The following is a 20,141-nucleotide window of genomic DNA, read 5'->3' on the forward strand; positions in this document are numbered from 1 at the left end:
ACGACACCGTCGCCCAGGACTCTGAAACCAGCCCACCTCCACCCTTTGACGCGCGCCCGAAACCGCCGGACGCCCCCAGGGCATGCCATGGCACCCGGTGTCCCGAACTCCCGCATCCCTTCTTCAGCCCACCCCCGTCGCCTCCCGGCAAAGCCCCCGCAGCGACCCCTCCCCCGCGAACGCCCGCCGCGCCTCCTCCACCGGGTCCCACAGGCGGCCGTCCGGGGTGCGGAGCCAGTGGGCGTCGCCGGTCGCCCACCACTCGCCGCCCGTCTGGCGGGCGATCACCTCGCCGGTGTAGGCACCGAAGCCGCGTAGAACGCGTTCCACGGCCTCGTACGGGGGACGGTCGCGGCGGAGTTCCTCGATCACGCGGTCCACCCGCCGCAGGCTCTGGGTGGAGTAGTCGAGTCGGAGGCGGGCGCCCTCGCGCATGGTGGCGACCGTGTCCGCGGCCCACCGCACGGGCCGCGCCGCGGCGGAGGGACGGTACTCCGTCTGTGCTGTCACGTACTGAGCTATCGCAAACTGGGCTGTCACATAGGGAAAAGCGGTCCTGACCGGCCTCGCGTCACACGATTCGGCGCCGTTTCGGCAACCGGCGCAGGACCGCCCCATCGCACCCCCAGGACGGACACAGAACCCGCCCGGGGATCAGGTTTGAACTGCGAAGAGCCCGTGAAGGGCCCTTCAGCCGCGCCCCCGCGCCCGGCGCGACACCACCGCGCGCAGCACCCGGCGCCCCTCCCCGGACACGTCCACCGCGCGCCGCAGCCCCTGCGGGCCGTGCTCGGCGAGGAGTTGCAGGACGACGATCTGCCGGCCCAGCTCGGCGGCGACCAGCGGCGGCGCGTCCTCCGCGCCGTCGGCGGCCCGGACCGCCTCGTCGGACCCGGCCGTCAGCGCGCCCTCGGACGGCTCGGCGGGGTCGGCCGGGTCCAGCAGGCGGTGCAGGCGCAGCGAGGCCAGCGAGCAGGCGTCGGCCCACTCCCGCAGCGCCTCGCCGGTCCGCTCGGCCGGAGCCGACAGCAGCATCCCGCGCGCCAGCCCCGCCGCCTCGTCCTCGCCGGAACCGGGGTCCGCCGGGCCGAGCGCTGCGCACGCCTTCTGAAGGCTCTCGGACCAGTCGGAGTCGTCCACGAGATGCGCCCACAACGGGCGCAGCAACTCGTCGTCATCGACGAGCAAGGACACACACCGATCCGAACAAGCCAGCCCGCTCGCGGCCAGCCCGCGTGCGTCGGCCTGCGCGATCAGATCCTCCAGGCTCATGGAATGCCTCCCTCGCCTGGGCACCGCCTGTACGGAGCCCGCATTTCCCCTTACTGCGTGCGACGGGCCCGGAGTGTCACAGTCACCGTTTTTCAGCCAAGAGCGGCGGTCGGCAGCAGCGGCCCCTGGAGCGCCTTCTCATGCTGCATCCGGGTCAGCTTCAGGACGACCACGGCGGCGAGCACGGCGGCGACGAGATCAACGGCATAGGAGAACGCCATCACGTCGACCGACTCGCTCCGGGTCGTGAGCCGGTCGGTGAGCAGACTGACGATCCACAGCGTCCACCAGACATTGACCAGCGCGTGCCCGGCCGGCCGCCCCTGCGGCGCGCTGGCGTCCCACGCCTCGAGGACGATCCGGCGCGGGAACCAGAAGTTCACGATGGGGACGAACCAGCCGCCGATCACCCACCCCCGTCCCATGCTCTGCGAACTCGCGTCGAACACCTCGGCGTTCACCCGCACCCGCCACAGCCAGCACAGGTACACGACCGCAGTGGCGATCAGCAGGACCGCCTGCGTGCCGCTGACGATGGCCACGGTCAGGTCCGACGGCAGCCGCCAGTCGGCCCAGAGCGCGGCCAGGTCACCGGCCGCGACCAGCCCGAGCATCACCACCGTGGCCCGCCCCAGCCCGACCGGCGACCGCAGCGGCGGACCCGGCGGCACGAAGGGCACGGCCGGCGCGCAGCGGGCGCACCGCGTCTCCCCGGTGACGGCCTCGGTGCTGTGGCAACTGGCGCAGATCATGAAGGTGTTCCCCCCGTACGGCTGAAACGGCGTACGCGGCCCTCCCCAGAGCCGCGTACACACGAGCGAACACGGAAACATACGTGCTACGCCCACATCCGTCCACTTACCCCAGCCTGTTCGCCAGCTCCTTGAACTGCGGCCAGGACAGTGCCGGTTGCCCCGGGTCCCAGAGCTTCTGCACGGTGGCCCGCAGCGGCATCCGGATGCCGGACGCGACCTGGCTCTCGGTCTGGGCGTTGGGGAAGTCGCACCACACGGCGAAGGAACCGCCGAGGATCTGGCCGTCGTACCGCGCCGGGACGGCACTCGTGCCCCGGATCACGCGCGGCGTCCACTGCTGGTAGATCCGCTGGCCGGTGGGGTAGGCGAAGTCGTTGGGCTCGCCGAGGACGTAGTACAGGTACTCGTCGTTGTAGTTGTAGACCTTGCGGCCCGCGCTCAGGTAGTCCACCGGGGGCCGGGCGCCGATCTCCTTGCCGGTCCAGTAGGCGACCTGGATGTCCTTGGCGGGCTGGATCGTGGAGTCACGCAGGAAGCCGTCGTTCCACGCCCGCATGGTGCGGTCGTGGGCGCGGATGGTGTCCGCGCGGCCGTTCAGCCAGCCGGTGGTGAGGTCGGCGACGTTGCCGTTCGCGCCGTAGGCGTCGCGGGCGGCGGCGGCGAGCTGCGGGTAGGACGCCTCGGGGTCGGAGACGACCAGCGCCTGGTACTCGTCGCCGCCCAGGTTCCACTTGTCGCCCGGGAAGAGGTCCGCGTACTCGTCGAGCAGATCGTCGACGATCTTCGCGGACTCGGGCTTGGAGATGTCGATCGCGCCGCGCGTCGCCTTCCCGTTGACGTTGCGGAGCTGGAGGTCGGGGTGGGCGGCGATGACGGCGCCCAGATGCCCCGGCGAGTCGATCTCGGGCACGATCGCGATGTGCCGGGCGGCGGCCAGGTCGACGATCTTCTTGACCTGCGCCTTGGTGAGATGGTCCTTGGAGACGATCTCCGGGTGGGTGGTGGACTGGATGCGGAACGCCTGGTCGTCCGAGAAGTGCAGTCCCAGCTCGTTGTACTTCAGATCGCCCAGTTCGCGTATCCGGTCCTCGATCCAGGTCTCGGAGAACGGTTTGCGCGCGATGTCGAGCATGAAGCCGCGTGACGGCTTGGCGGGCACGTCCTTCACCACGCCCTCCGGGGCGGTGCCGCCGCCGTGGACCTCCTGCTTGAGGGTCCGGGTGCCGTAGAAGACGCCCGCGTCGGCGGGCCCCTCGATGTCCACCCGGCCGTCGCGCACGGTCATGGTGTACGACTCCGGGTTGCCGCCCCCGCCGAGGCCGAGCCGGACGTCACCGGCACGGGTGTCGTTCTTCTCGCCGCCGTAGTCGAGGCCCAGCTCACCGGCTATGAGCTTGCCCTCGTCCGCCAGGGCCGGGTCGGTGACCACCACCCGGCCGCCGTCCTGCGGCTTCCAGCCGGGCCCGCGGGCCGCGGTGTGCTCGCGCACCGCCGGGATCGTCCGCGGCGCCTTCGACATGGGGTACGAGCGCGTGGGCGAGGGGGTCGGTGTGGCGGCCGCCTGCCGTGAGGCGCCGACCGCGTCCGGAGCCCCACCGGAACCACCCCCTCCGGATGACGCCCACACTCCGACGCCCACCCCGGTCACCACGGTCCCGACGACCGCGGCGGCCATGATGGCCCGCTTCCGTTTCAGCTGCCGTGCCGGAGCACGGTGTCTGTGCTGGCTCACTCTCCCAACGTACGACCGAAACGCCGTTCATTCGTCACTGAGACGCTCTGAAACTCTCCCGTCCGAGTGAAATTCAGGCATCCGTCGGACACACAGTGACCACTCTCGATAACGTGTCGGCACATCCTTCACAGCTCCCCCTGCCGCCCCCTGTCATCACGGCTCCCCCATGCCGCATCCAGTGACGCGAGGACCCACACTGCCTGCGCACCGTTCGCCGTATCTCCCGACCGCGCTCGACGCCTTCAACCTGGCACCGGCCGAGGAGGCCCGCGCGCTGCTCCTGCGCTGTCTGCGCAACGCCCGCTGGGCACACCGCCTCGCCGAGCACCGCCCCTACCCCGACCTGGCCGCCCTGCTGGCGGCGGCGGACGAGGCGGCCTACGACCTGCGGGTCGTCGACCTGTCCGACGCCCTGGCGAACGAGTCCCTGCCCGAGCTGCCCGAGGACACCTACTCGGCCGCCCACACGGCCCTGAGCGCGGCGCACGCCGCCTACGAGGCCCGCTTCGGCCATGTCTTCGTGATCGCGCCGGGCGGCGCCTCCCCCGAGGAGGCGCTGGACCGCGTCCTGGAGGGCATCCGGTCACGATTGGCGAACGATCCGGAGGACGAGCGGGTGGTCGCCGCCGAGGAGCTGCGGGGCCTGGCCCGGCACCGGCTCGCGGCCCATCTGGGCGGCGTGAGCACCCGCGCGACCAGCCACTACGCGCCCCGGCACGGCGTATAGCGGACGAACCGTCCCGGATACCCACGAGCCGGAGAGCCACAAGCGGCCGGATCACCCGAAACAGGCCCCCCGTCAGACGCACCACACCTCATGGATACGATGCTGAGGGCCGGTGGACCGTACCCGGCCGGGCCCGACCGACAGTGAAGCCGGCGCGGCCCTTGTCCCCGCATCCGGAGGGTTCTTCCGTGCCGGCTGGAACGCTGTACCGCGGCCGGGAAGGTATGTGGTCCTGGGTGGCTCATCGAGTCACCGGCGTCCTCATCTTCTTCTTCCTGTTCGTTCACGTGCTGGACACCGCCCTCGTGCGTGTCTCCCCAGAGGACTACGACAAGGTCGTAGCCACGTACAAGACACCGATCGTCGCGCTGCTGGAGTACGGCCTCGTGGCCGCAATCCTCTTCCACGCGCTCAACGGTCTGCGCGTCATCGCTGTCGACTTCTGGTCGAAGGGCCCGCGCTACCAGAAGCAGATGCTGTGGAGCGTCCTCGGCGTCTGGATCATCCTGATGGCCGGCGCCCTGTACCCGGTCCTCGGCCACGCCGCTCGTGTCCTGTTCGGGAGCTGACGCCGATGTCCACCTCTGAGATCAATCTGACGGGCTCCTCCGCGGACGCCGCCGAGGACGCCTACGCGCTGTCCCTCGACGCACCGCGCTCGCGCACCCGTACCAAGAAGACCCCGAAGTCCACACGGGGCAACTTCGAGATGGCCGCCTGGCTCTTCATGCGCCTGTCCGGCATCGTGCTGGTCGTCCTCGTCCTCGGCCACCTGCTGATCCAGCTGGTGCTGGACGGCGGCGTCTCCAAGATCGGCTTCGCCTTCGTGGCCGGCCGCTGGGCGTCCCCGTTCTGGCAGGTCTGGGACCTGCTGATGCTGTGGCTGGCGATGCTGCACGGCGCCAACGGCCTGCGCACGGTCATCAACGACTACGCGGAGCGCGTGAACACCCGCCTGTGGCTCAAGGGCCTGCTCTACACGGCCACGGTGTTCACCATCCTGCTGGGCACGCTGGTGATCTTCACCTTCGACCCGAACATCCGCTAGGCACGGGGCTGCGAGAATCATGAAGATCCACAAGTACGACACCGTCATCGTCGGCGCCGGTGGCGCGGGCATGCGCGCGGCCATCGAGTCCACCAAGCGCAGCCGCACCGCCGTGCTGACCAAGCTCTACCCCACCCGCTCCCACACGGGCGCCGCGCAGGGCGGCATGGCCGCCGCGCTGGCGAACGTGGAGGAGGACAACTGGGAGTGGCACACCTTCGACACGGTCAAGGGTGGTGACTACCTGGTCGACCAGGACGCCGCCGAGATCCTGGCGAAGGAGGCCATCGACGCCGTCCTCGACCTGGAGAAGATGGGCCTGCCGTTCAACCGGACGTCCAACGGGACGATCGACCAGCGGCGCTTCGGCGGTCACTCCCGCAACCACGGCGAGGCCCCGGTCCGCCGCTCCTGCTACGCGGCCGACCGCACCGGCCACATGATCCTCCAGACGCTGTACCAGAACTGCGTCAAGGAGGGCGTGGAGTTCTTCAACGAGTTCTACGTCCTGGACCAGCTGATCACCGAGGTCGACGGCGTCAAGACGTCCTCCGGCGTGGTCGCGTACGAGCTGGCCACCGGCGAGATCCACGTCTTCCAGGCGAAGTCCGTGATCTACGCGTCCGGCGGCACCGGCAAGTTCTTCAAGGTGACGTCCAACGCGCACACCCTGACCGGTGACGGCCAGGCCGCGTGCTTCCGCCGGGGCATCCCGCTGGAGGACATGGAGTTCTTCCAGTTCCACCCGACCGGCATCTGGCGCATGGGCATCCTGCTGACGGAGGGCGCCCGCGGTGAGGGCGGCATCCTCCGCAACAAGGACGGCGAGCGCTTCATGGAGAAGTACGCGCCGGTCATGAAGGACCTCGCGTCCCGTGACGTCGTCTCGCGCTCGATCTACACCGAGATCCGCGAGGGCCGGGGCTGCGGTCCCGAGGGCGACCACGTCTACCTCGACCTCACGCACCTGCCGCCGGAGCAGCTGGACGCCAAGCTCCCGGACATCACCGAGTTCGCGCGCACCTACCTGGGCATCGAGCCGTACACGGACCCGATCCCGATCCAGCCCACCGCGCACTACGCGATGGGCGGCATCCCGACCAACGTCGAGGGTGAGGTCCTGTCGGACAACTCCACCGTCGTGCCGGGTCTGTACGCGGCCGGCGAGGTCGCCTGTGTCTCCGTGCACGGCGCCAACCGCCTCGGCACCAACTCGCTGCTGGACATCAACGTGTTCGGCCGCCGCGCGGGCATCGCCGCCGCCGACTACGCCCACACCGTGGACTTCGTCGAGCTGCCGGAGAACCCCGAGGCGATGGTCGTCGCGCAGATCGAGCGGCTGCGCGACTCCGCGGGCACCGAGCGGGTGGCCGACATCCGCCGCGAGCTGCAGGAGACCATGGACGCCAACGTCATGGTGTTCCGCACCGAGCAGACGATCAAGACGGCGGTCGAGAAGATCGCCGAGCTGCGCGAGCGGTACGAGAACGTGTCCATCCAGGACAAGGGCAAGCGGTTCAACACGGACCTGCTGGAGGCCATCGAGCTGGGCAACCTGCTGGAGCTGGCCGAGGTCATGGCCATCTCCGCGCTGGCCCGCAAGGAGTCCCGCGGCGGTCACTACCGCGAGGACTACCCGAACCGCGACGACGTCAACTTCATGCGCCACACGATGGCGTACCGCGAGGTGGGCGACGACGGCTCGGAGACCGTGCGTCTCGACTACAAGCCGGTCGTCACGACCCGCTACCAGCCGATGGAGCGTAAGTACTGATGGCTACCCCTGTTCTGGACAAGGCCGAGGCGGCCGCCGCCGCGTCCCCCTACATCACGGTCACCCTCCGCATCCGCCGGTTCAACCCGGAGGTGTCGCCGGAGGTCCACTGGGAGGACTTCCAGCTGGAGATGGACCCCAAGGAGCGCGTCCTCGACGGGCTCAACAAGATCAAGTGGGACCTCGACGGCACGCTGACCTTCCGCCGTTCCTGCGCCCACGGCATCTGCGGGTCCGACGCGATGCGGATCAACGGCAAGAACCGTCTGGCCTGCAAGACGCTGATCAAGGACATCAACCCCGAGAAGCCGATCACGGTCGAGCCCATCAAGGGCCTGACCGCGCTCAAGGACCTCGTGGTCGACATGGACCCGTTCTTCCAGGCGTACCGGGACGTCATGCCGTTCCTGGTCACCAACGACACCAACGAGCCGACCCGTGAGCGGCTCCAGTCGGCGGAGGACCGCGAGCGCTTCGACGACACCACGAAGTGCATCCTGTGCGCCGCGTGCACCTCGTCGTGCCCGGTGTTCTGGAACGACGGCCAGTACTTCGGCCCGGCCGCGATCGTGAACGCGCACCGTTTCATCTTCGATTCGCGTGACGACGCCGGCGAACAGCGCCTGGAGATCCTCAACGACCGCGACGGCGTGTGGCGCTGCCGCACGACCTTCAACTGCACGGACGCCTGCCCGCGCGGCATCGAGGTCACGAAGGCGATCCAGGAAGTGAAGCGGGCGCTGATCACGCGTCGCTTCTGAGACTGTTCTGTGAGGGCCCCGTTCCGGTTTCCGGAACGGGGCCCTTTGCCGTCGGCGGACACGTTCGGGTGAAGGTGATCGTTCGGGACGCGGGCGGACAGCGCGGCCTACGATGATGCTCTCGACCAGCCCCTGGGAGGCATCGCGATGTCCGCAGCATCCGTAGAGCAGCCCTTCGCCGACGACGAGCCGTTCTCGCTGACGGCGATCGCCGCCGAGATCATGGAGCGCCATCCGGGCTACCGCGTCGAGATCATCGGAGGCCACCTCCTCGTGACACCGTCCCCGGATGCCCCGCACGCCCGTGCCCTGACCGGCCTCATGCGGCCGTTCCTCGCGGCCGGCCTGTACGGCGGCGAAGCCGATGTAGTCCAGAACGTCTCGATCTGGCTCCCCGGAGGCGAGGACTACGCCATCCCCGACCTCGCCGTCGTGGACGGTGACATCGACGACCACCTCATCGAAGGCACCGCGTACGACCCGGTCTGCTTCCGCCTCGTCCTCGAAGTGACCTCCGGCAACTGGAAGGACGACCTGAAGACCAAGGTCGGCGCCTACGCCCAGGCCAAGGTCCCCGTCTACGTGGTCGTGGACCGCAAACACCAGCGCCTTCACGTCCTCACCGAGCCCGCCGAGGGAACGTACGGCACCCACCGCATCCACTCCCCCGGCGAAACCGTCGACCTCCCCGACTCCATCGGAGCGAAGGTCACCCTGGACGTGGCCGCGATCATCGAGGCGGGACGCCCCCGTCGCTAACCTGACGGGATGTCAGACGACGAAGCGCATGAGTTGCTGGGGTTCGACAACGTTGTACTGCCCGTAGGGGATGTCGGGGAGGCCGTCGCGTTCTACGAACGGGCGGGATTCACCGTGGGGTTCCGGTTCGACGAGGGTGGGATCGCGCTCCTGAGGGTCGGCGGGGAGACCCCCGGCATCCTGTTGCGGTTCGAGGAGGGGCTCGGGCATCGGCCGCCCTCCTGGCCCGCGCCGCGCCTGTGGCTGGAGGTGCCGGACGCGCGGGCGGCGGCGCGACGGCTGGCCGAGGCGGGCATCGGGCCGCTGGACGAGGCGATGTCGACGGCGACCGGACGGACCGTCGAGTTCGCGGACCCGTGGGGCAACGTCTTCGGGTTCACCGACTACACCAAGCGCCCCGAACTCGCCCGCAGGGCTTGAGATCCAGACCTCACCCGACTTGGTTGAACACGTTCAAAAACAGGGCTACAGTCATGCCTGTCAGCGTTTTGAACGCGTTCAAGAAGGGGTGGGGCATGGACCGCACCGTCATCGCCTACGTGATCTATCTGGCCGTCAGCATCGGGCTGACCATCTGGGTGGCCCGCACTCTCAGCCGCAACGGCCGGATCTTCCTGGCCGACGTACTGCACGGCAACGAGAAGCTCGCCGACGCCGTCAACCACCTCCTGGTGGTCGGCTTCTACCTCGTCAACCTGGGCTTCGTGGCGCTCTATCTGAGCGACGACAGCACCATCGAGGACACCCGGGGCATCTTCGAGGCCCTGTCGGCCAAGCTCGGTGTGGTGCTGCTGGTGCTCGGCGCGATGCACCTCGGCAATGTCTTCGTGCTCAACAAGATCCGCCGGCGCGGCCTGATGGAGCGGGAGACGCAGCCGCCCGTCGCCCCGCAGGGCTGGGTCCCGCCGACGGCCGGGGCGTGAGCGGCGCAGTGGACCGGGGTGTCACGAGCACCCCGGTCCGGGGGCTGACGGTCCTCTACGACGCCGAGTGCGGCCTCTGCACCCACCTGCGCGACTGGCTCGTACGGCAGGCGCAGCTGGTGCCGCTGGAGCTGGTGGCCGCCGGGTCGGCCGAGGCCCGGACGCGGTTCCCCGGTATCGACCCGGCCGGCACGCTGGAGGAGGTCACCGTGATCGGGGACTCCGGGCAGGTGTACCGGGGTGCGGCGGCCTGGGTCGTGGTGCTGTGGGCGCTGCGCGAGCACCGCCCGCTGGCCCACCGGCTCAGCTCACCGACCGGCGCGATCCTGGCGCGGGGCGCGGTGCTGGCGGCGGCGAGGTACCGGGGCGCGCAGTGGGGCGGGCAGGGCACGTACCGTCGTACGGACGGCTGGCGGTACCTGCCCGAGCAGGGCTGGGTGTACGACCCGCCGTCCTGCGCCGACGGCTCCTGCCCCACTGACTAGGCTCTCCTATCGTGCCCGCGAAGAACGACGGCCCCGAGGCCGAACCCCAGAGCAAGTCGGAGCAGACCCGTGCGCTGATCCTCGAGACCGCGATGCGGCTGTTCCAGGAGAACGGCTACGACAAGACCACGATGCGGGCCATCGCCAAGGAGGCCGGCGTCTCGGTCGGCAACGCCTACTACTACTTCGCGGGCAAGGAGCACCTGATCCAGGGCTTCTACGACCGGATCGCCGCCGAGCACCAGGTGGCGGCCCGGTCGGTGCTGGAGACGGAGACGGACCTGGAGTCACGGCTCGCGGGCGTGCTCACCGCGTGGCTGGACATCGCGGAGCCGTACCACGAGTTCGCCGTGCAGTTCTTCAAGAACGCGGCCGACCCGGACAGCCCGCTGAGCCCCTTCTCCGCGGAGAGCGAGCACGCCCGCGAGCAGGCGATCAGCGTGCACCGGGAGGTGCTGGCGGGCTCGAAGTCGAAAGTCTCCCCCGAACTCCGGGACGCCCTGCCCGAGCTGATGTGGCTCTCCCAGATGGGCCTGGTCCTCTACTGGGTCTTCGACCGTACGGAGAACCGCGAGCGCAGCTACCGCCTGGCCCGGCGCGGCGCCCGCCTGACCGCACGCGGCGTGGCCCTGTCCCGCTTCCGGGTCCTGCGGCCGCTGGTCCTGGAGGTCCACGAACTCTTCAACGACTTCCTGCCGGGCATGACGAAGGCGCTGCCGGCGCCGCGAAGCAGAAGCTGATCTCGCGGCGAGTCATCCCTGCGGAGGGCGGGGGTACACGGTGGGAACCCGAACAGTTCGCACGAGAAGAGTGGTGCCCGTCATGGCCGAGACACAGGATGTCGTCGATCTCATCCTTCAGGACCACCGGCGCATGGAGGACCTCTTCCGGCTGATGCGCAGCGTCGAGGCCGACCGGGCCGCGGCGCTTCAGGAGTTCTCCGGCTTGCTGATCGCCCACGCGCTGGCCGAGGAGGCCAAGGTCTATCCCGCCCTGAAGCGGTACTCGAACATCGACAACGAAGAGGTCGAGCACGGCGAGCACGAGCACGACGAGGGCAACCAGGCCCTGCTGAACCTGCTGGAGGTCGACGAGGTCGGCTCCGAGCAGTGGGACGCCAAGCTGGAGGAGCTGGTGGAGGCCATCACCCACCACACCGACGAAGAGGAACGCACCATCCTCAACAGCGCCCGCGAGAACGTGGCGATGGACCGGCGGGAGGAGCTGGGCGCGGCCTTCTGGGAGGAGCGCGGGCACCTCCTCAAGACCGACTGCGGCTCGGTCGAGAACCTGCGCCGGATCGTCGGCGCCTGACCCCGGCCGGATGACGAACACGGCGCCTGACTATAATGCAAGAAAGCTTGCATTAAGAGTGGGAGGGAAGCCGTGGCCGAGAAGCCCGTCCGGCGCCGCCCCGGCGGACGCACCGCCCGGACCCGCGAGAGCGTGCTGCGGGCCACGGCGGACGTGCTCCTGAACGAGGGCTACGAGCAGCTCACCATCGCCCGCATCGCGGCCGCCGCGCAGGTCGCCGAGACGACGGTCTACCGCCGCTGGCCGAGCAAGGCACACCTGGCGGCGGACGCGCTGGCCGAGCTGGCGGGAGCGGAGAACCCGATCCCCGACACGGGCACGCTGGAGGGCGATCTGCGCGCGCTCCTCACCCAGGTGGTCGGGCTGGTGGAACGCCCCGAGGTGCGGCGGGTGATCCGTGCCGTCGTGTCGCTCGCGGCGGACGACGACGAGGTGGTGCGGGCCAAAGAGGCGTTCTGGGCGGGCCGGTTCGCTGGAGCGGCAGCCATCGTGGAGCGGGCCGTCGAGCGGGGGGAACTCCCGGCGGACAGCGACCCGTACGAGGTGATCGAGGACCTCGCCGCCCTGGTGTACTTCCGGCTGCTCGTCACCGGGCTCCCGCTGGATGGCCGGGTCGTGGACCGCTCGGTCCGGCTCGTGCTGAGCCGTCAGGACGGGCAGGGGAAGGGAGAACAGTCGTGAGCGATGCGGTACCGGCCGTGTACGCGGTCATCGGCGGCCGGCGAGTGGGCCGTGACGAGGTGCTCGCATGGGAGGCGGCGCGGCTGCCGGTAGCGGCGGCGAAGATCGGGCTGCCGGTGCCGTTCGGGGATCTCGCCCGGCAGCGGGCTGCGTTCGCCGAGGCCAAGCTCGGGCTGGGAGCCGATGAGATCAAGCACCGGCTGCGACGGGACCTCCGTACCGGGGACGCCGTCGCGCGTGCCACCAGCCTGCTCTCACGCGGACGGCGGGCCACGTCCGTGTGCGAGCTGGAGGTGAGCGGCGGGAGCGCGGCGGAGTTCGTGCGGTGGTTCATGGACACATCCCGCGAGGACTACGTCCACTCCATGACGGCCGCCCACCCCGACCACTTCCTCATCCAGGCCCTGCCCGACGAGCGGCAGGAGGTGATCGAGACGACCGGCGGAAGCCCGCTGCCCACCCGATTCCTGGTCGACTACGGGGACCTCTCGTCGCTCACCACGCCAGCCGACCCCGATGCCGACGCCCAGGCCGCGGGCGTCGCCCTCACCGCCGGGGGCCTCCCCATCGGCGGCGTCCGCCACGAGTTCCGGGACATGCCGGGAGGCTTCCGCGCACGGCTGTGCGTCGAGTTCCCACGGGTGACACTCCCCCACATCCTCTCCGAGCACCGCCGCCATCTGGCGATCGAGTTCTCCAACTGGGTGGAGTCGGCGTTCCGCGTCCACTGAGTCAGCCGTGCAGGAGGTCGCGCATCTCCCAGGAGTGGCCGGGGTCGTGGCCGGCGAAGAGTGTGCACGCGTCGCCGTCCTCGGCGGGGGCCTCACAGGGGGCCAGGCGGACGAACCTGTAGTGGTCACCGTCCCACTGGACCCAGAGCTGGGTTTCGCGGTCGATCTCGCCGAGGTGGTCCGCGTGGGGGCCGTCGTGGCTGGCGTCCAACTCGCAGGTGAAGTACGTCAGTTCGTGCGGGGATAACTCGGCGGGGTCCTCGCCGGTGGCCTTGAGGTGCCGGATCAGCTCGTCGCGGGGCGGGCGGCCTGGATGGTTGCAGTGCCTCATGGTGCGCTCTCTGGTGGGCTCGACAGGTACGGCGAAGCACGAGGCTTCGCCGTCGTAGTTCCTAGGCGCTGAGCCCCACGTCCGGGGGAGCGAAGTAGGCACCCGTCAGGAAGGTGCCGGCGAAGGTGCCAGGGCCGTGCCGGGCATCGAGCCACGCGGTGATTCCTCTGGTGTCGCCGCTGATCACGGCGCTCAGGAGGAGATCGTGCAAGTCCTCTTCCTCGTGCGGTGCGAACTCGGAGAGGAAGACGGCGTACCGGCGGTTCACTCCCGCTTCGTAGCGGCGAAGCCTCTCGACATAGCCGGCCACCTCGTCGACCGGCTCCTCTTCACGCCCGGCCGTGACGTCCTCGTCCGACAGCGTCCCTGTCACATCCCGGAACGCGATTTGGCCCAGCGGGTCATCCGGCTCACGGATGCCGAACCGCACTGCCGTCTCGCGGGTGATGCGTCGGGCCTCCCGGTCACAGGCGCCCTCCATGACGATCCCGAGGTTCCGGGTGTGTGGGCTGCCCAATGGGTCGGCGGCGGAGTAGGACTGCCCGGAGGGGCGTCTGAAGTTGATCCCGTACTGAGTACGAGTCGGTTTCCCTCCGACCGAGATGTACCGCCGTCGGGAGCCGTAGTGCAGGCAGTCATGGGCGTACGCCCGAAGCAGGTCAAGCAGCGCCAGTCCCGGTGTCCGAGGGGTATCACCCTCCAGCGGACCGTGCATGGTCACCACCGAGAACATCTGCAAGTGGCGGTATCCCTGGTGCAAGTGGTGGAAACCGCCGAAGGCGCCCTCCCGGCGCGACTCCGCCCCCAGCAAAACACGCTGCAGTGGCAGGAGTTGCCACAAGCCCAGTTCAGCGTAGCGACAGCGGACCGCGTAGAGCCCCCCGTGGAACGCGGCCGTATCCGCACCCGTTGCCTGCCACTTCGCGAGGCGCTCCGAGGCCGGCAAGAACCTGTGGTCCGGGTGCTGGGCCGTCAATTCCGACGGATCCGACCGTAAGGCACCGAGAGCCGCCGCGACATGCTCTCCGATGACGGTCTCATTCGGCGCCAGCGGTGTCAGGCCGACGGGTTGCCCAGGATGAGCCGCCGGTGAGAGTCCTGCATTTCCTCGGGCAGTGAGTCCGGGTTGAACCACTGTGCCTCCAAAATCTCGAAGTTGTCGATCTTCAGGGTTCCTCCGGTGTGCAGTGCTTCATAAGCCACCTCGACCCGGAGTTTGTATCCGCTCGTCACGCTCACCAAGCGACCGGGCTTCACCTCCAGCCCGGTTTCCTCCTTCACCTCCCGCACGACGGTGAGCGGGAACTCTTCACTCTTGACGGCGTAGCCGGTGGGGAGCCCCCAGGGCCTCTCCGGGGGCCACATGCGGTGCTTGAGAAGCAGCACCTGACCGGCGTCGTTGCGTACTACTCCGGTGACGCCGACCATGAATTTGGCGTGCGCGAACCACAGAACCCGCCACTGCAGAGGGCCGCGAATAAGACGCCAAAGCCGGGCTACCAGTCGTTTCATCGTGCGCCTTTCCGTGGGACCACGGGCGATCCGATTGCGCGCCCGCAGTGATTGCGCCGAGTCTGTCAGTCGCGGTGCTCGTGATCACAGATACTCACCCCGGCTTCGCGCGTTCGCGCATGCGGTGAGAGCGTTCAGACGCTGTTCTGGAGTCACGGGCTGAACGTCCATGGGGTCGGCCTGCCATGACTGACCCCCGGTCACCGGCCGTAAGCACCACTTCTGGCCACAGCACACGCCACGGAATACGGCGACGACGCCTCGTCCCCCGTCGTGAACGAGAGCGCCGACCTCGGGAACGGCTGGCTCATTCGTACGCCGTGTCCTCACCGTCTGCTCCCGACGGGGTGGAGTCTGGCCTTCCATCACTTGGCCCTTTGCTGTCGCCGCTGGTCTCTTCACCTCTAAGCAACCGCATGAGCACGCTGCGCGGTAGCTTGGTCGCCGGAGCGGGACTTGAAAGCCTTGAAAGTTCGTGGGCGGGGAGTCGTGGCGATGGGCGGCAAGGAACCGAACGACGGGTTGGCCCGGCTGATCAGTGAGGCCGGCTGGACGCACGCCCAGTTGGCGCGGGCCACGAACGCCATAGGGACGGAGACGGGTACTCCCTTCCGCTATGACGAGTCCGCCGTCAGCCACTGGTTGAGCGGCACCAATCCCAGGGAACCCGCTCGATGTTGCATCCTTGAAGCACTGCGAAGGAAGCTGAACCGGTACGTCACCTACGCGGAAGCAGGGTTCCCGCCGCCCAAGCACGACCGCCCTGCCGCCGGAGGTGACACGGTGGAAGGGCTGATCGAACTGGGTAGGCAGGACATGGACCCGTCCCGGCGAGGCGTCCTGGGGGTCGGGCTTTTCTCGGTCGCGCTCACCGTCCCCGGATGGCAGGACGTGCTCGGGCGGCTGGAGGCGTTCAAGACCGGGCGGGCGACGCGCATAGGGATGCCGGAAGTCGACATGGTCATCGACATGACGGCCAAGATCTCCGAGCTGGACGACCAGTTCGGCGGCCGTCACGCACGGCCGATGGCCGCCGCGTTCCTCGTGAACACCGTCGCCGGCTATCTGCACGCGGACGGCCCCGAGAAGGTACGCAGAGCCATGATGGCCGCCGCGTCGGATCTCAGTTACCTGACGGGCTACATGGCCGTGGACGAGGGTCTGCACGGCCTCGCTCAGCGCTACTACGTCAAGGCCCTCGAACTCGCGGGAGCGGCGGACGACCACCTGACGTACTGCACGACGCTGCGGGGCATGAGCGTCCAGGCGGTCGATCTCGGCCACGGGTCGAAGGCCATGGCCCTCGCGGACGCCGCCGCTGCCGCCTCCCCCGCCGCCGGCCCCCGGATGCGGGCGTTCCTCGCCGGGCAGCAGGCGCACTCCGCGGCGCTCCTAGGCGACCGCGCCATCGCCCTGCGGCACATCCGTGAGGCCGAGGCGGAGATGGACCGCGCGGAGAGCAGGGGAAAGCCGTTCGGCTCGTACGACCCCTCGTCGCTCAACTACCACGTCTCGCAGGTGCGTTACGAGCTGGGCGACGTGGCGGGGTCGGTCGAGGCGATGGAGCAGTCGGACCAACTGCGCTTCGGCGTGTACCGGCGCGCCCGCGTCCGCCACCGCGCCACCCTCGCGGAGCGGCAACTCCGGCTGGGGCACCTCGAAGCGGCGTGCCGGACGTGGCGGACCGCGCTCGACGAGTGGCCCATGGTCCAGTCCGGACGCGCCGACGACCGTATGCGCACCATGGTCAAGCTGATCAAGCCGCACACCGGCAACGCCCACGCCCGATCCCTGTACGACCAGGCGCGGGCCACGCTGCCCGCGTCCATGCACTGAGAAGGTCTCCGCGTCAGACGGAGCCGGACGGCAACGCACCGAGAACCGCCGCGAGGCCGTGCGGGTCGCGGCGGGCGATGTTGTGGCCGACGGGGATCTCGTGGACCCGCCAGCCCGGGTCGTTGCGCAGCCGTTCGGTCAGGGGCACGAACGGGCTGCCCGGCCACGCGCCGCCGCTGATGAACGTGCGGCCGAGCGCGGGGTGGGGGTTGCCTCCCAGGCTGATCGACTGGACGAAGCTTGCCAGGGGGTGCGGTCGCGCGCGCGGGTCGAGTCCTTCGGGGACCGCGACCCATCGACCGTCGGTGCGGGCGCCGGCGATGAACGACTCCCGGAAGGTGTCGCTGGTCAGCGACCAGCATGAATCGCCGTCGTCCGGGACGTATGCGTCGATGAAGACGAGCTGATCGAGGCGCTCGCCGAGCCGGTCCGCGACACCGGCGATCACCATCCCGCCGTAGCTGTGCCCGCAGAGCGCGACGGGCGTTCCATCGTCACGGTCGATGATCTCCGCCACCTGGCCAATGTGGGCGTCGAGGTTCGGTGGACGGTCCGCATCGAGCGGGCCGTCCGGCTCCAGCCCCGACAGGGTCACCGCCTCGACGTGGTGACCGTCTCGGCGCAGCTCGGCGGCGACCGAGTCGAACACCCAGCCACCTTGCCAACCACCCGGCACCATCACGAACTTCACCGCGTCATCGTAGGTCGAGCGGAACCCGACGAGTAGAGCTGGTGATCGCCCTCCTCGGCACGCTCGGCCGGCGAGAAGCACCTCGTTGCCCACAGGTGGCGACGCTTCGCGGCGTGTCGGACCGGTGGGCCCGTACCGGGGCGGAAGGGTGTCCATCCGGACACACCACCAGGGAGAGCGAGCGATGCCCGAAGTCACCACCCCGTACGCGACCGGCACACCCTGCTGGGTCGATCTGATGGCGCAGGACCAGCAGGCCGCGCTGGACTTCTACCGTGACCTGTTCGGCTGGCAGGGCGCGCCCGGGCCGGCCGAGTTCGGCGGCTACGCGGTCTGCGAGCTCCAGGACAGGGCCGTGGCCGGTATCGGCCCGACGATGGCGCCCGAGGGCGCGCCGGAACCGCCCACCGTGTGGACCAGTTACCTGGCCACCACCGACGCGGTGGCCACGCAGGACCAGATCGTCGCCGCGGGCGGCACTCTGCTCGCGCCGGTGATGGACGTCGGCAGCCTGGGCCGGATGCTGGTCGCCGCCGACCCGCAGGGCGCGGTGTTCGGCGTCTGGCAGCCCGGCGACTTCTTCGGCGCGGGCGTGGTCAACGAGCCCGGCGCCCTGACCTGGAACGAGCTGCACACCAGCGACGTGGAGGCCGCCACCGCCTTCTACGGCGAGGCGTTCGGCATCGAGATCATGCCGGCGGCGGGCCACGACTCCTACTGGGAGCTGCACGTGGGCGGCCGGACGGTAGGCGGCGCCACCCTCCTCGCCAACGACCCGCCGGGCACCCCGGCCCACTGGCTGACGTACTTCGCGGTCGACGACGTGGACTCCACGGTGGACGCCCTGGTCCGCCGCGACGGCAACGTCCTCGTCCCGCCGTTCGACATGGCCGCGGGCCGCATGACCGTGGTCACCGACCCGCAGGGCGCGCCGTTCGCGATGATCAGGTCGACCGGTTCCTGAAGCGGCGCTCCAGTGCTCTACGCGTCTCTTCCGGATCTCGCATGGTGACCGGCATGCACACGGAAACCTGCGATCCGGCCGAGTCGGCCACCCTCCGCGAGATCCTCGCGTCCCGTGCCGGGCGGTACCGCCGGCCGGCTGGGAGGCGGTGCGGGTCCGGGTTGCGGTGCTCGAGCGGGGAAGGCCGGGCGACGTCCTCCTTGACCCGCTCAGCCGTGCCCGGCCCCGGCAGCCAACCACTTCGCCGGGGATGACGGATCGATCCTCCGGGGACGGGCAGGTCGAGAGGCGAGAGGCTGCAGTTGGCGCGGCGCGGTGGCGTGTGCGTCAGCCGGTGCGGGCGGGTTCATCAGCGGTGGTCTCGCCGCTGCGGGGGTAGCGGGCCCGCATGGCGGGGCTGGCGGCGGGGCCGGCGGCGAACACGTAGGCATGGCTGTCGTCGAGGGGGCGGCCCGTCTTGGCATCGACGACCACGGGGTCGACTTCTTCGCCGCTTGTGGTGTCGATGAGAATCATGCTGCGCTGCTCGGGAGTGAGGCGGGAGTTGCCCCACGCCGCCAACGTGATGATCACGGGGCGCAGGGAGCGCCCCAGGTCGGTCATGACGTACTCGTTGCGGACGGGGTTGGTCTGGTAGGGACGGCGCTCCAACAGGCCGTCCGCGACCAGCGTCTTGAGGCGTGCGGTGAGCATGCTGGTGGAGATGCCGAGGTTCTCCTGGAACTGGTCGAAGCGGGTGTACCCGTCGAAGGCGTCGTGGAGGATCAGCAGCGTCCACCATTCGCCGACGTGCCGCACAGTCGTGGACAGCGGGCATTCGAAGTCTTCCGCCCTGATCCGGCTTGCCAAGTTGACCACCTCCGCAGAGTTACTGCTAAAGTCGAAGTTGCTGGCTTCTATTTTAGCAGTAACGACGGGTGCGGCCCCCTCTTCAGCCCGCACCCGGGAACGGAACACATCATGGCCACCCCCCTAGGCGAAACCGGCGACTCCCTGAAGGGGCGACGCGCCCTGGTCACCGGCGGCACGAAAGGCGTCGGTGCGGCCGTCGCGCGGCGCCTGTCCCAGGCCGGCGCCACTGTGCTGGTCACCGCGCGCAGCCGCCCGGACGACATGGCCGCCTCGGAGATCATCACCGCGGACCTGGCCACTTCCGAGGGGGCTGCCACCGTGGTCGACGAAGCCCTCCGCCGCCTCGGCGGCGTCGACATCCTGGTCAACAACGTGGGCGGCTCCAACGCCCCCTCGGGCGGGTACGCGGTCCTGACCGAGGACGACTGGGCCAGGGAGCTCAACGTCAACCTCCTCGCCGCCGTCCGCCTGGACCGCGGCCTGCTGCCCGCCATGACCGAGGCCGGACGTGGCGCCATCGTGCACATCTCCTCGATCCAGCGCCGCATGCCGCTGTGGGACGGCACCCTCGCCTACGCCGCCGCCAAGGCCGCACTGACCACCTACAGCAAGGGCCTCGCCAACGAGGTCGCTCCACTCGGCATCCGGGTCAACTCCGTCAGTCCCGGTTTCGTCCAGACCACCGCCGCCGACCAGCTCGTCGCCCGCATCGCGGAGAACGCCGGCACCACCCACGAAGCGGCACTGGAGCAGCTCATGGACTCCCTCGGCGGAATCCCGCTGGGTCGCCCCGCCCGCCCCGAGGAAGTTGCTGAACTCGTCGCCTTCCTCGTCTCCGGCCGCGCCTCCGCCATCGTCGGCGCCGAGCACGTCATCGACGGCGGCACCGTCCCTACCGTCTGATTGGGCGGCCCCCCCCCCCCCGGGCGGGCGGCGCCCACGCCCCCCCCGCCCGCCGCCCCCCCGGGCGGGCCGGGCGGGGCCGCGCCG

At 69.7% G+C, this 20,141-nt stretch carries 26 protein-coding genes; 17 read left to right on the forward strand and 9 right to left on the reverse strand.

Going from position 1 to position 20,141, the window contains the following annotated elements:
• Positions 1–123: 123 nt before the first annotated feature.
• The 3 genes from ACIGA3_RS24070 to ACIGA3_RS24080 all read right to left on the reverse strand — a co-directional run bounded on the left by ACIGA3_RS24070 (position 124) and on the right by ACIGA3_RS24080 (position 1,886).
• Positions 124–510, reverse strand: coding sequence for a hypothetical protein (locus tag ACIGA3_RS24070; RefSeq protein WP_399719181.1), 387 nt, complete (start codon positions 508–510; stop codon positions 124–126).
• Positions 511–690: 180 nt separating this feature from the next.
• Positions 691–1,272, reverse strand: a complete 582-nt coding sequence (locus ACIGA3_RS24075) for a hypothetical protein (RefSeq protein WP_399719184.1) — start codon at positions 1,270–1,272, stop codon at positions 691–693.
• Positions 1,273–1,364: 92 nt separating this feature from the next.
• Entirely contained in the window at positions 1,365–1,886 is a 522-nt protein-coding gene (locus ACIGA3_RS24080) for a DUF4328 domain-containing protein (RefSeq protein ID WP_399719296.1), read from the reverse strand.
• Positions 1,887–1,893: 7 nt separating this feature from the next.
• Between ACIGA3_RS24080 and ACIGA3_RS24085 the strand changes: the two genes are divergently transcribed.
• Positions 1,894–2,049 carry a hypothetical protein gene (locus ACIGA3_RS24085; protein ID WP_399719187.1) on the forward strand — a complete coding sequence of 52 codons (156 nt, stop codon included), beginning with the start codon at positions 1,894–1,896 and terminating at the stop codon, positions 2,047–2,049.
• A gap of 81 nt (positions 2,050–2,130) precedes the next feature.
• On the opposite strand, the gene ACIGA3_RS24090 is transcribed toward ACIGA3_RS24085, so the two are convergent.
• Positions 2,131–3,702, reverse strand: coding sequence for a glycoside hydrolase family 20 protein (locus ACIGA3_RS24090; RefSeq protein WP_399719190.1), 1,572 nt, complete (start codon positions 3,700–3,702; stop codon positions 2,131–2,133).
• A gap of 238 nt (positions 3,703–3,940) precedes the next feature.
• Here ACIGA3_RS24090 and ACIGA3_RS24095 point away from each other — a divergent pair, with 238 nt between their 5' ends.
• The 13 genes from ACIGA3_RS24095 to ACIGA3_RS24155 all read left to right on the forward strand — a co-directional run bounded on the left by ACIGA3_RS24095 (position 3,941) and on the right by ACIGA3_RS24155 (position 12,965).
• The gene (locus ACIGA3_RS24095; protein WP_399719193.1) at positions 3,941–4,489 is read left to right on the forward strand and encodes a 2-oxo-4-hydroxy-4-carboxy-5-ureidoimidazoline decarboxylase; all 549 of its coding nucleotides are present in this window, start codon (positions 3,941–3,943) and stop codon (positions 4,487–4,489) included.
• A gap of 161 nt (positions 4,490–4,650) precedes the next feature.
• Positions 4,651–5,058, forward strand: a complete 408-nt coding sequence (gene sdhC / locus ACIGA3_RS24100; protein WP_399719196.1) for a succinate dehydrogenase, cytochrome b556 subunit — start codon at positions 4,651–4,653, stop codon at positions 5,056–5,058.
• Positions 5,059–5,063: 5 nt separating this feature from the next.
• A complete protein-coding gene (locus ACIGA3_RS24105; RefSeq protein ID WP_030806556.1) occupies positions 5,064–5,537 on the forward strand; it encodes a succinate dehydrogenase hydrophobic membrane anchor subunit in 474 nt (157 codons plus the stop codon).
• A 19-nt stretch (positions 5,538–5,556) separates the two neighbouring features.
• On the forward strand, positions 5,557–7,311 hold the full coding sequence (gene sdhA, locus ACIGA3_RS24110) for a succinate dehydrogenase flavoprotein subunit (protein ID WP_399719200.1): 1,755 nt from the start codon (positions 5,557–5,559) through the stop codon (positions 7,309–7,311).
• A complete protein-coding gene (locus tag ACIGA3_RS24115) occupies positions 7,311–8,072 on the forward strand; it encodes a succinate dehydrogenase iron-sulfur subunit (RefSeq protein WP_399719203.1) in 762 nt (253 codons plus the stop codon). The genes sdhA and ACIGA3_RS24115 overlap by 1 nt, the downstream gene beginning before the upstream one ends.
• Before the next feature lie 147 nt (positions 8,073–8,219).
• Entirely contained in the window at positions 8,220–8,831 is a 612-nt protein-coding gene (locus tag ACIGA3_RS24120; RefSeq protein WP_399719205.1) for a Uma2 family endonuclease, read from the forward strand.
• Between the two features lie 9 nt (positions 8,832–8,840).
• On the forward strand, positions 8,841–9,251 hold the full coding sequence (locus ACIGA3_RS24125; protein WP_399719208.1) for a VOC family protein: 411 nt from the start codon (positions 8,841–8,843) through the stop codon (positions 9,249–9,251).
• A 95-nt stretch (positions 9,252–9,346) separates the two neighbouring features.
• Complete coding sequence (locus ACIGA3_RS24130) at positions 9,347–9,754, forward strand: hypothetical protein (protein ID WP_399719210.1); 408 nt, start codon at positions 9,347–9,349, stop codon at positions 9,752–9,754.
• Complete coding sequence (locus ACIGA3_RS24135) at positions 9,751–10,239, forward strand: thiol-disulfide oxidoreductase DCC family protein (RefSeq protein WP_399719213.1); 489 nt, start codon at positions 9,751–9,753, stop codon at positions 10,237–10,239. The genes ACIGA3_RS24130 and ACIGA3_RS24135 overlap by 4 nt, the downstream gene beginning before the upstream one ends.
• An 11-nt stretch (positions 10,240–10,250) precedes the next feature.
• Complete coding sequence (locus ACIGA3_RS24140; RefSeq protein ID WP_399719216.1) at positions 10,251–10,979, forward strand: TetR/AcrR family transcriptional regulator; 729 nt, start codon at positions 10,251–10,253, stop codon at positions 10,977–10,979.
• Positions 10,980–11,061: 82 nt separating this feature from the next.
• A complete protein-coding gene (locus tag ACIGA3_RS24145) occupies positions 11,062–11,553 on the forward strand; it encodes a hemerythrin domain-containing protein (RefSeq protein ID WP_399719219.1) in 492 nt (163 codons plus the stop codon).
• Between the two features lie 72 nt (positions 11,554–11,625).
• Positions 11,626–12,234, forward strand: a complete 609-nt coding sequence (locus tag ACIGA3_RS24150) for a TetR-like C-terminal domain-containing protein (protein ID WP_399719221.1) — start codon at positions 11,626–11,628, stop codon at positions 12,232–12,234.
• A complete protein-coding gene (locus tag ACIGA3_RS24155; protein WP_399719223.1) occupies positions 12,231–12,965 on the forward strand; it encodes a hypothetical protein in 735 nt (244 codons plus the stop codon). Before ACIGA3_RS24150 ends, ACIGA3_RS24155 begins: the two co-directional genes overlap by 4 nt.
• Before the next feature lies 1 nt (position 12,966).
• Here the strand turns inward: ACIGA3_RS24155 and ACIGA3_RS24160 are convergent, their stop codons facing one another.
• The 3 genes from ACIGA3_RS24160 to ACIGA3_RS24170 all read right to left on the reverse strand — a co-directional run bounded on the left by ACIGA3_RS24160 (position 12,967) and on the right by ACIGA3_RS24170 (position 14,808).
• Positions 12,967–13,296, reverse strand: coding sequence for a hypothetical protein (locus tag ACIGA3_RS24160; protein ID WP_399719225.1), 330 nt, complete (start codon positions 13,294–13,296; stop codon positions 12,967–12,969).
• 61 nt (positions 13,297–13,357) lie between these two features.
• A complete protein-coding gene (locus ACIGA3_RS24165; protein ID WP_399719228.1) occupies positions 13,358–14,035 on the reverse strand; it encodes a hypothetical protein in 678 nt (225 codons plus the stop codon).
• Positions 14,036–14,352: 317 nt separating this feature from the next.
• Positions 14,353–14,808, reverse strand: coding sequence for an NUDIX domain-containing protein (locus tag ACIGA3_RS24170; protein ID WP_399719231.1), 456 nt, complete (start codon positions 14,806–14,808; stop codon positions 14,353–14,355).
• A gap of 495 nt (positions 14,809–15,303) precedes the next feature.
• On the opposite strand from ACIGA3_RS24170, the gene ACIGA3_RS24175 reads away from it, so the two are divergent.
• The gene (locus tag ACIGA3_RS24175; RefSeq protein WP_399719234.1) at positions 15,304–16,644 is read left to right on the forward strand and encodes a hypothetical protein; all 1,341 of its coding nucleotides are present in this window, start codon (positions 15,304–15,306) and stop codon (positions 16,642–16,644) included.
• Between the two features lie 13 nt (positions 16,645–16,657).
• Here the strand turns inward: ACIGA3_RS24175 and ACIGA3_RS24180 are convergent, their stop codons facing one another.
• The gene (locus ACIGA3_RS24180; protein ID WP_399719237.1) at positions 16,658–17,335 is read right to left on the reverse strand and encodes an alpha/beta fold hydrolase; all 678 of its coding nucleotides are present in this window, start codon (positions 17,333–17,335) and stop codon (positions 16,658–16,660) included.
• Between the two features lie 184 nt (positions 17,336–17,519).
• On the opposite strand from ACIGA3_RS24180, the gene ACIGA3_RS24185 reads away from it, so the two are divergent.
• A complete protein-coding gene (locus ACIGA3_RS24185) occupies positions 17,520–18,299 on the forward strand; it encodes a VOC family protein (protein WP_399719240.1) in 780 nt (259 codons plus the stop codon).
• Positions 18,300–18,626: 327 nt separating this feature from the next.
• Here ACIGA3_RS24185 and ACIGA3_RS24190 read toward each other — a convergent pair whose 3' ends face one another.
• Complete coding sequence (locus tag ACIGA3_RS24190) at positions 18,627–19,148, reverse strand: winged helix-turn-helix transcriptional regulator (protein ID WP_399719242.1); 522 nt, start codon at positions 19,146–19,148, stop codon at positions 18,627–18,629.
• Positions 19,149–19,259: 111 nt separating this feature from the next.
• On the opposite strand from ACIGA3_RS24190, the gene ACIGA3_RS24195 reads away from it, so the two are divergent.
• Positions 19,260–20,054: an SDR family oxidoreductase gene (locus tag ACIGA3_RS24195; RefSeq protein WP_399719245.1), complete on the forward strand. Its 795-nt coding sequence runs from the start codon at positions 19,260–19,262 to the stop codon at positions 20,052–20,054.
• Positions 20,055–20,141: the final 87 nt, after the last annotated feature.

It is taken from the genome of Streptomyces sp. NPDC085596 (assembly GCF_044541565.1).
GTDB lineage: Bacteria > Actinomycetota > Actinomycetes > Streptomycetales > Streptomycetaceae > Streptomyces.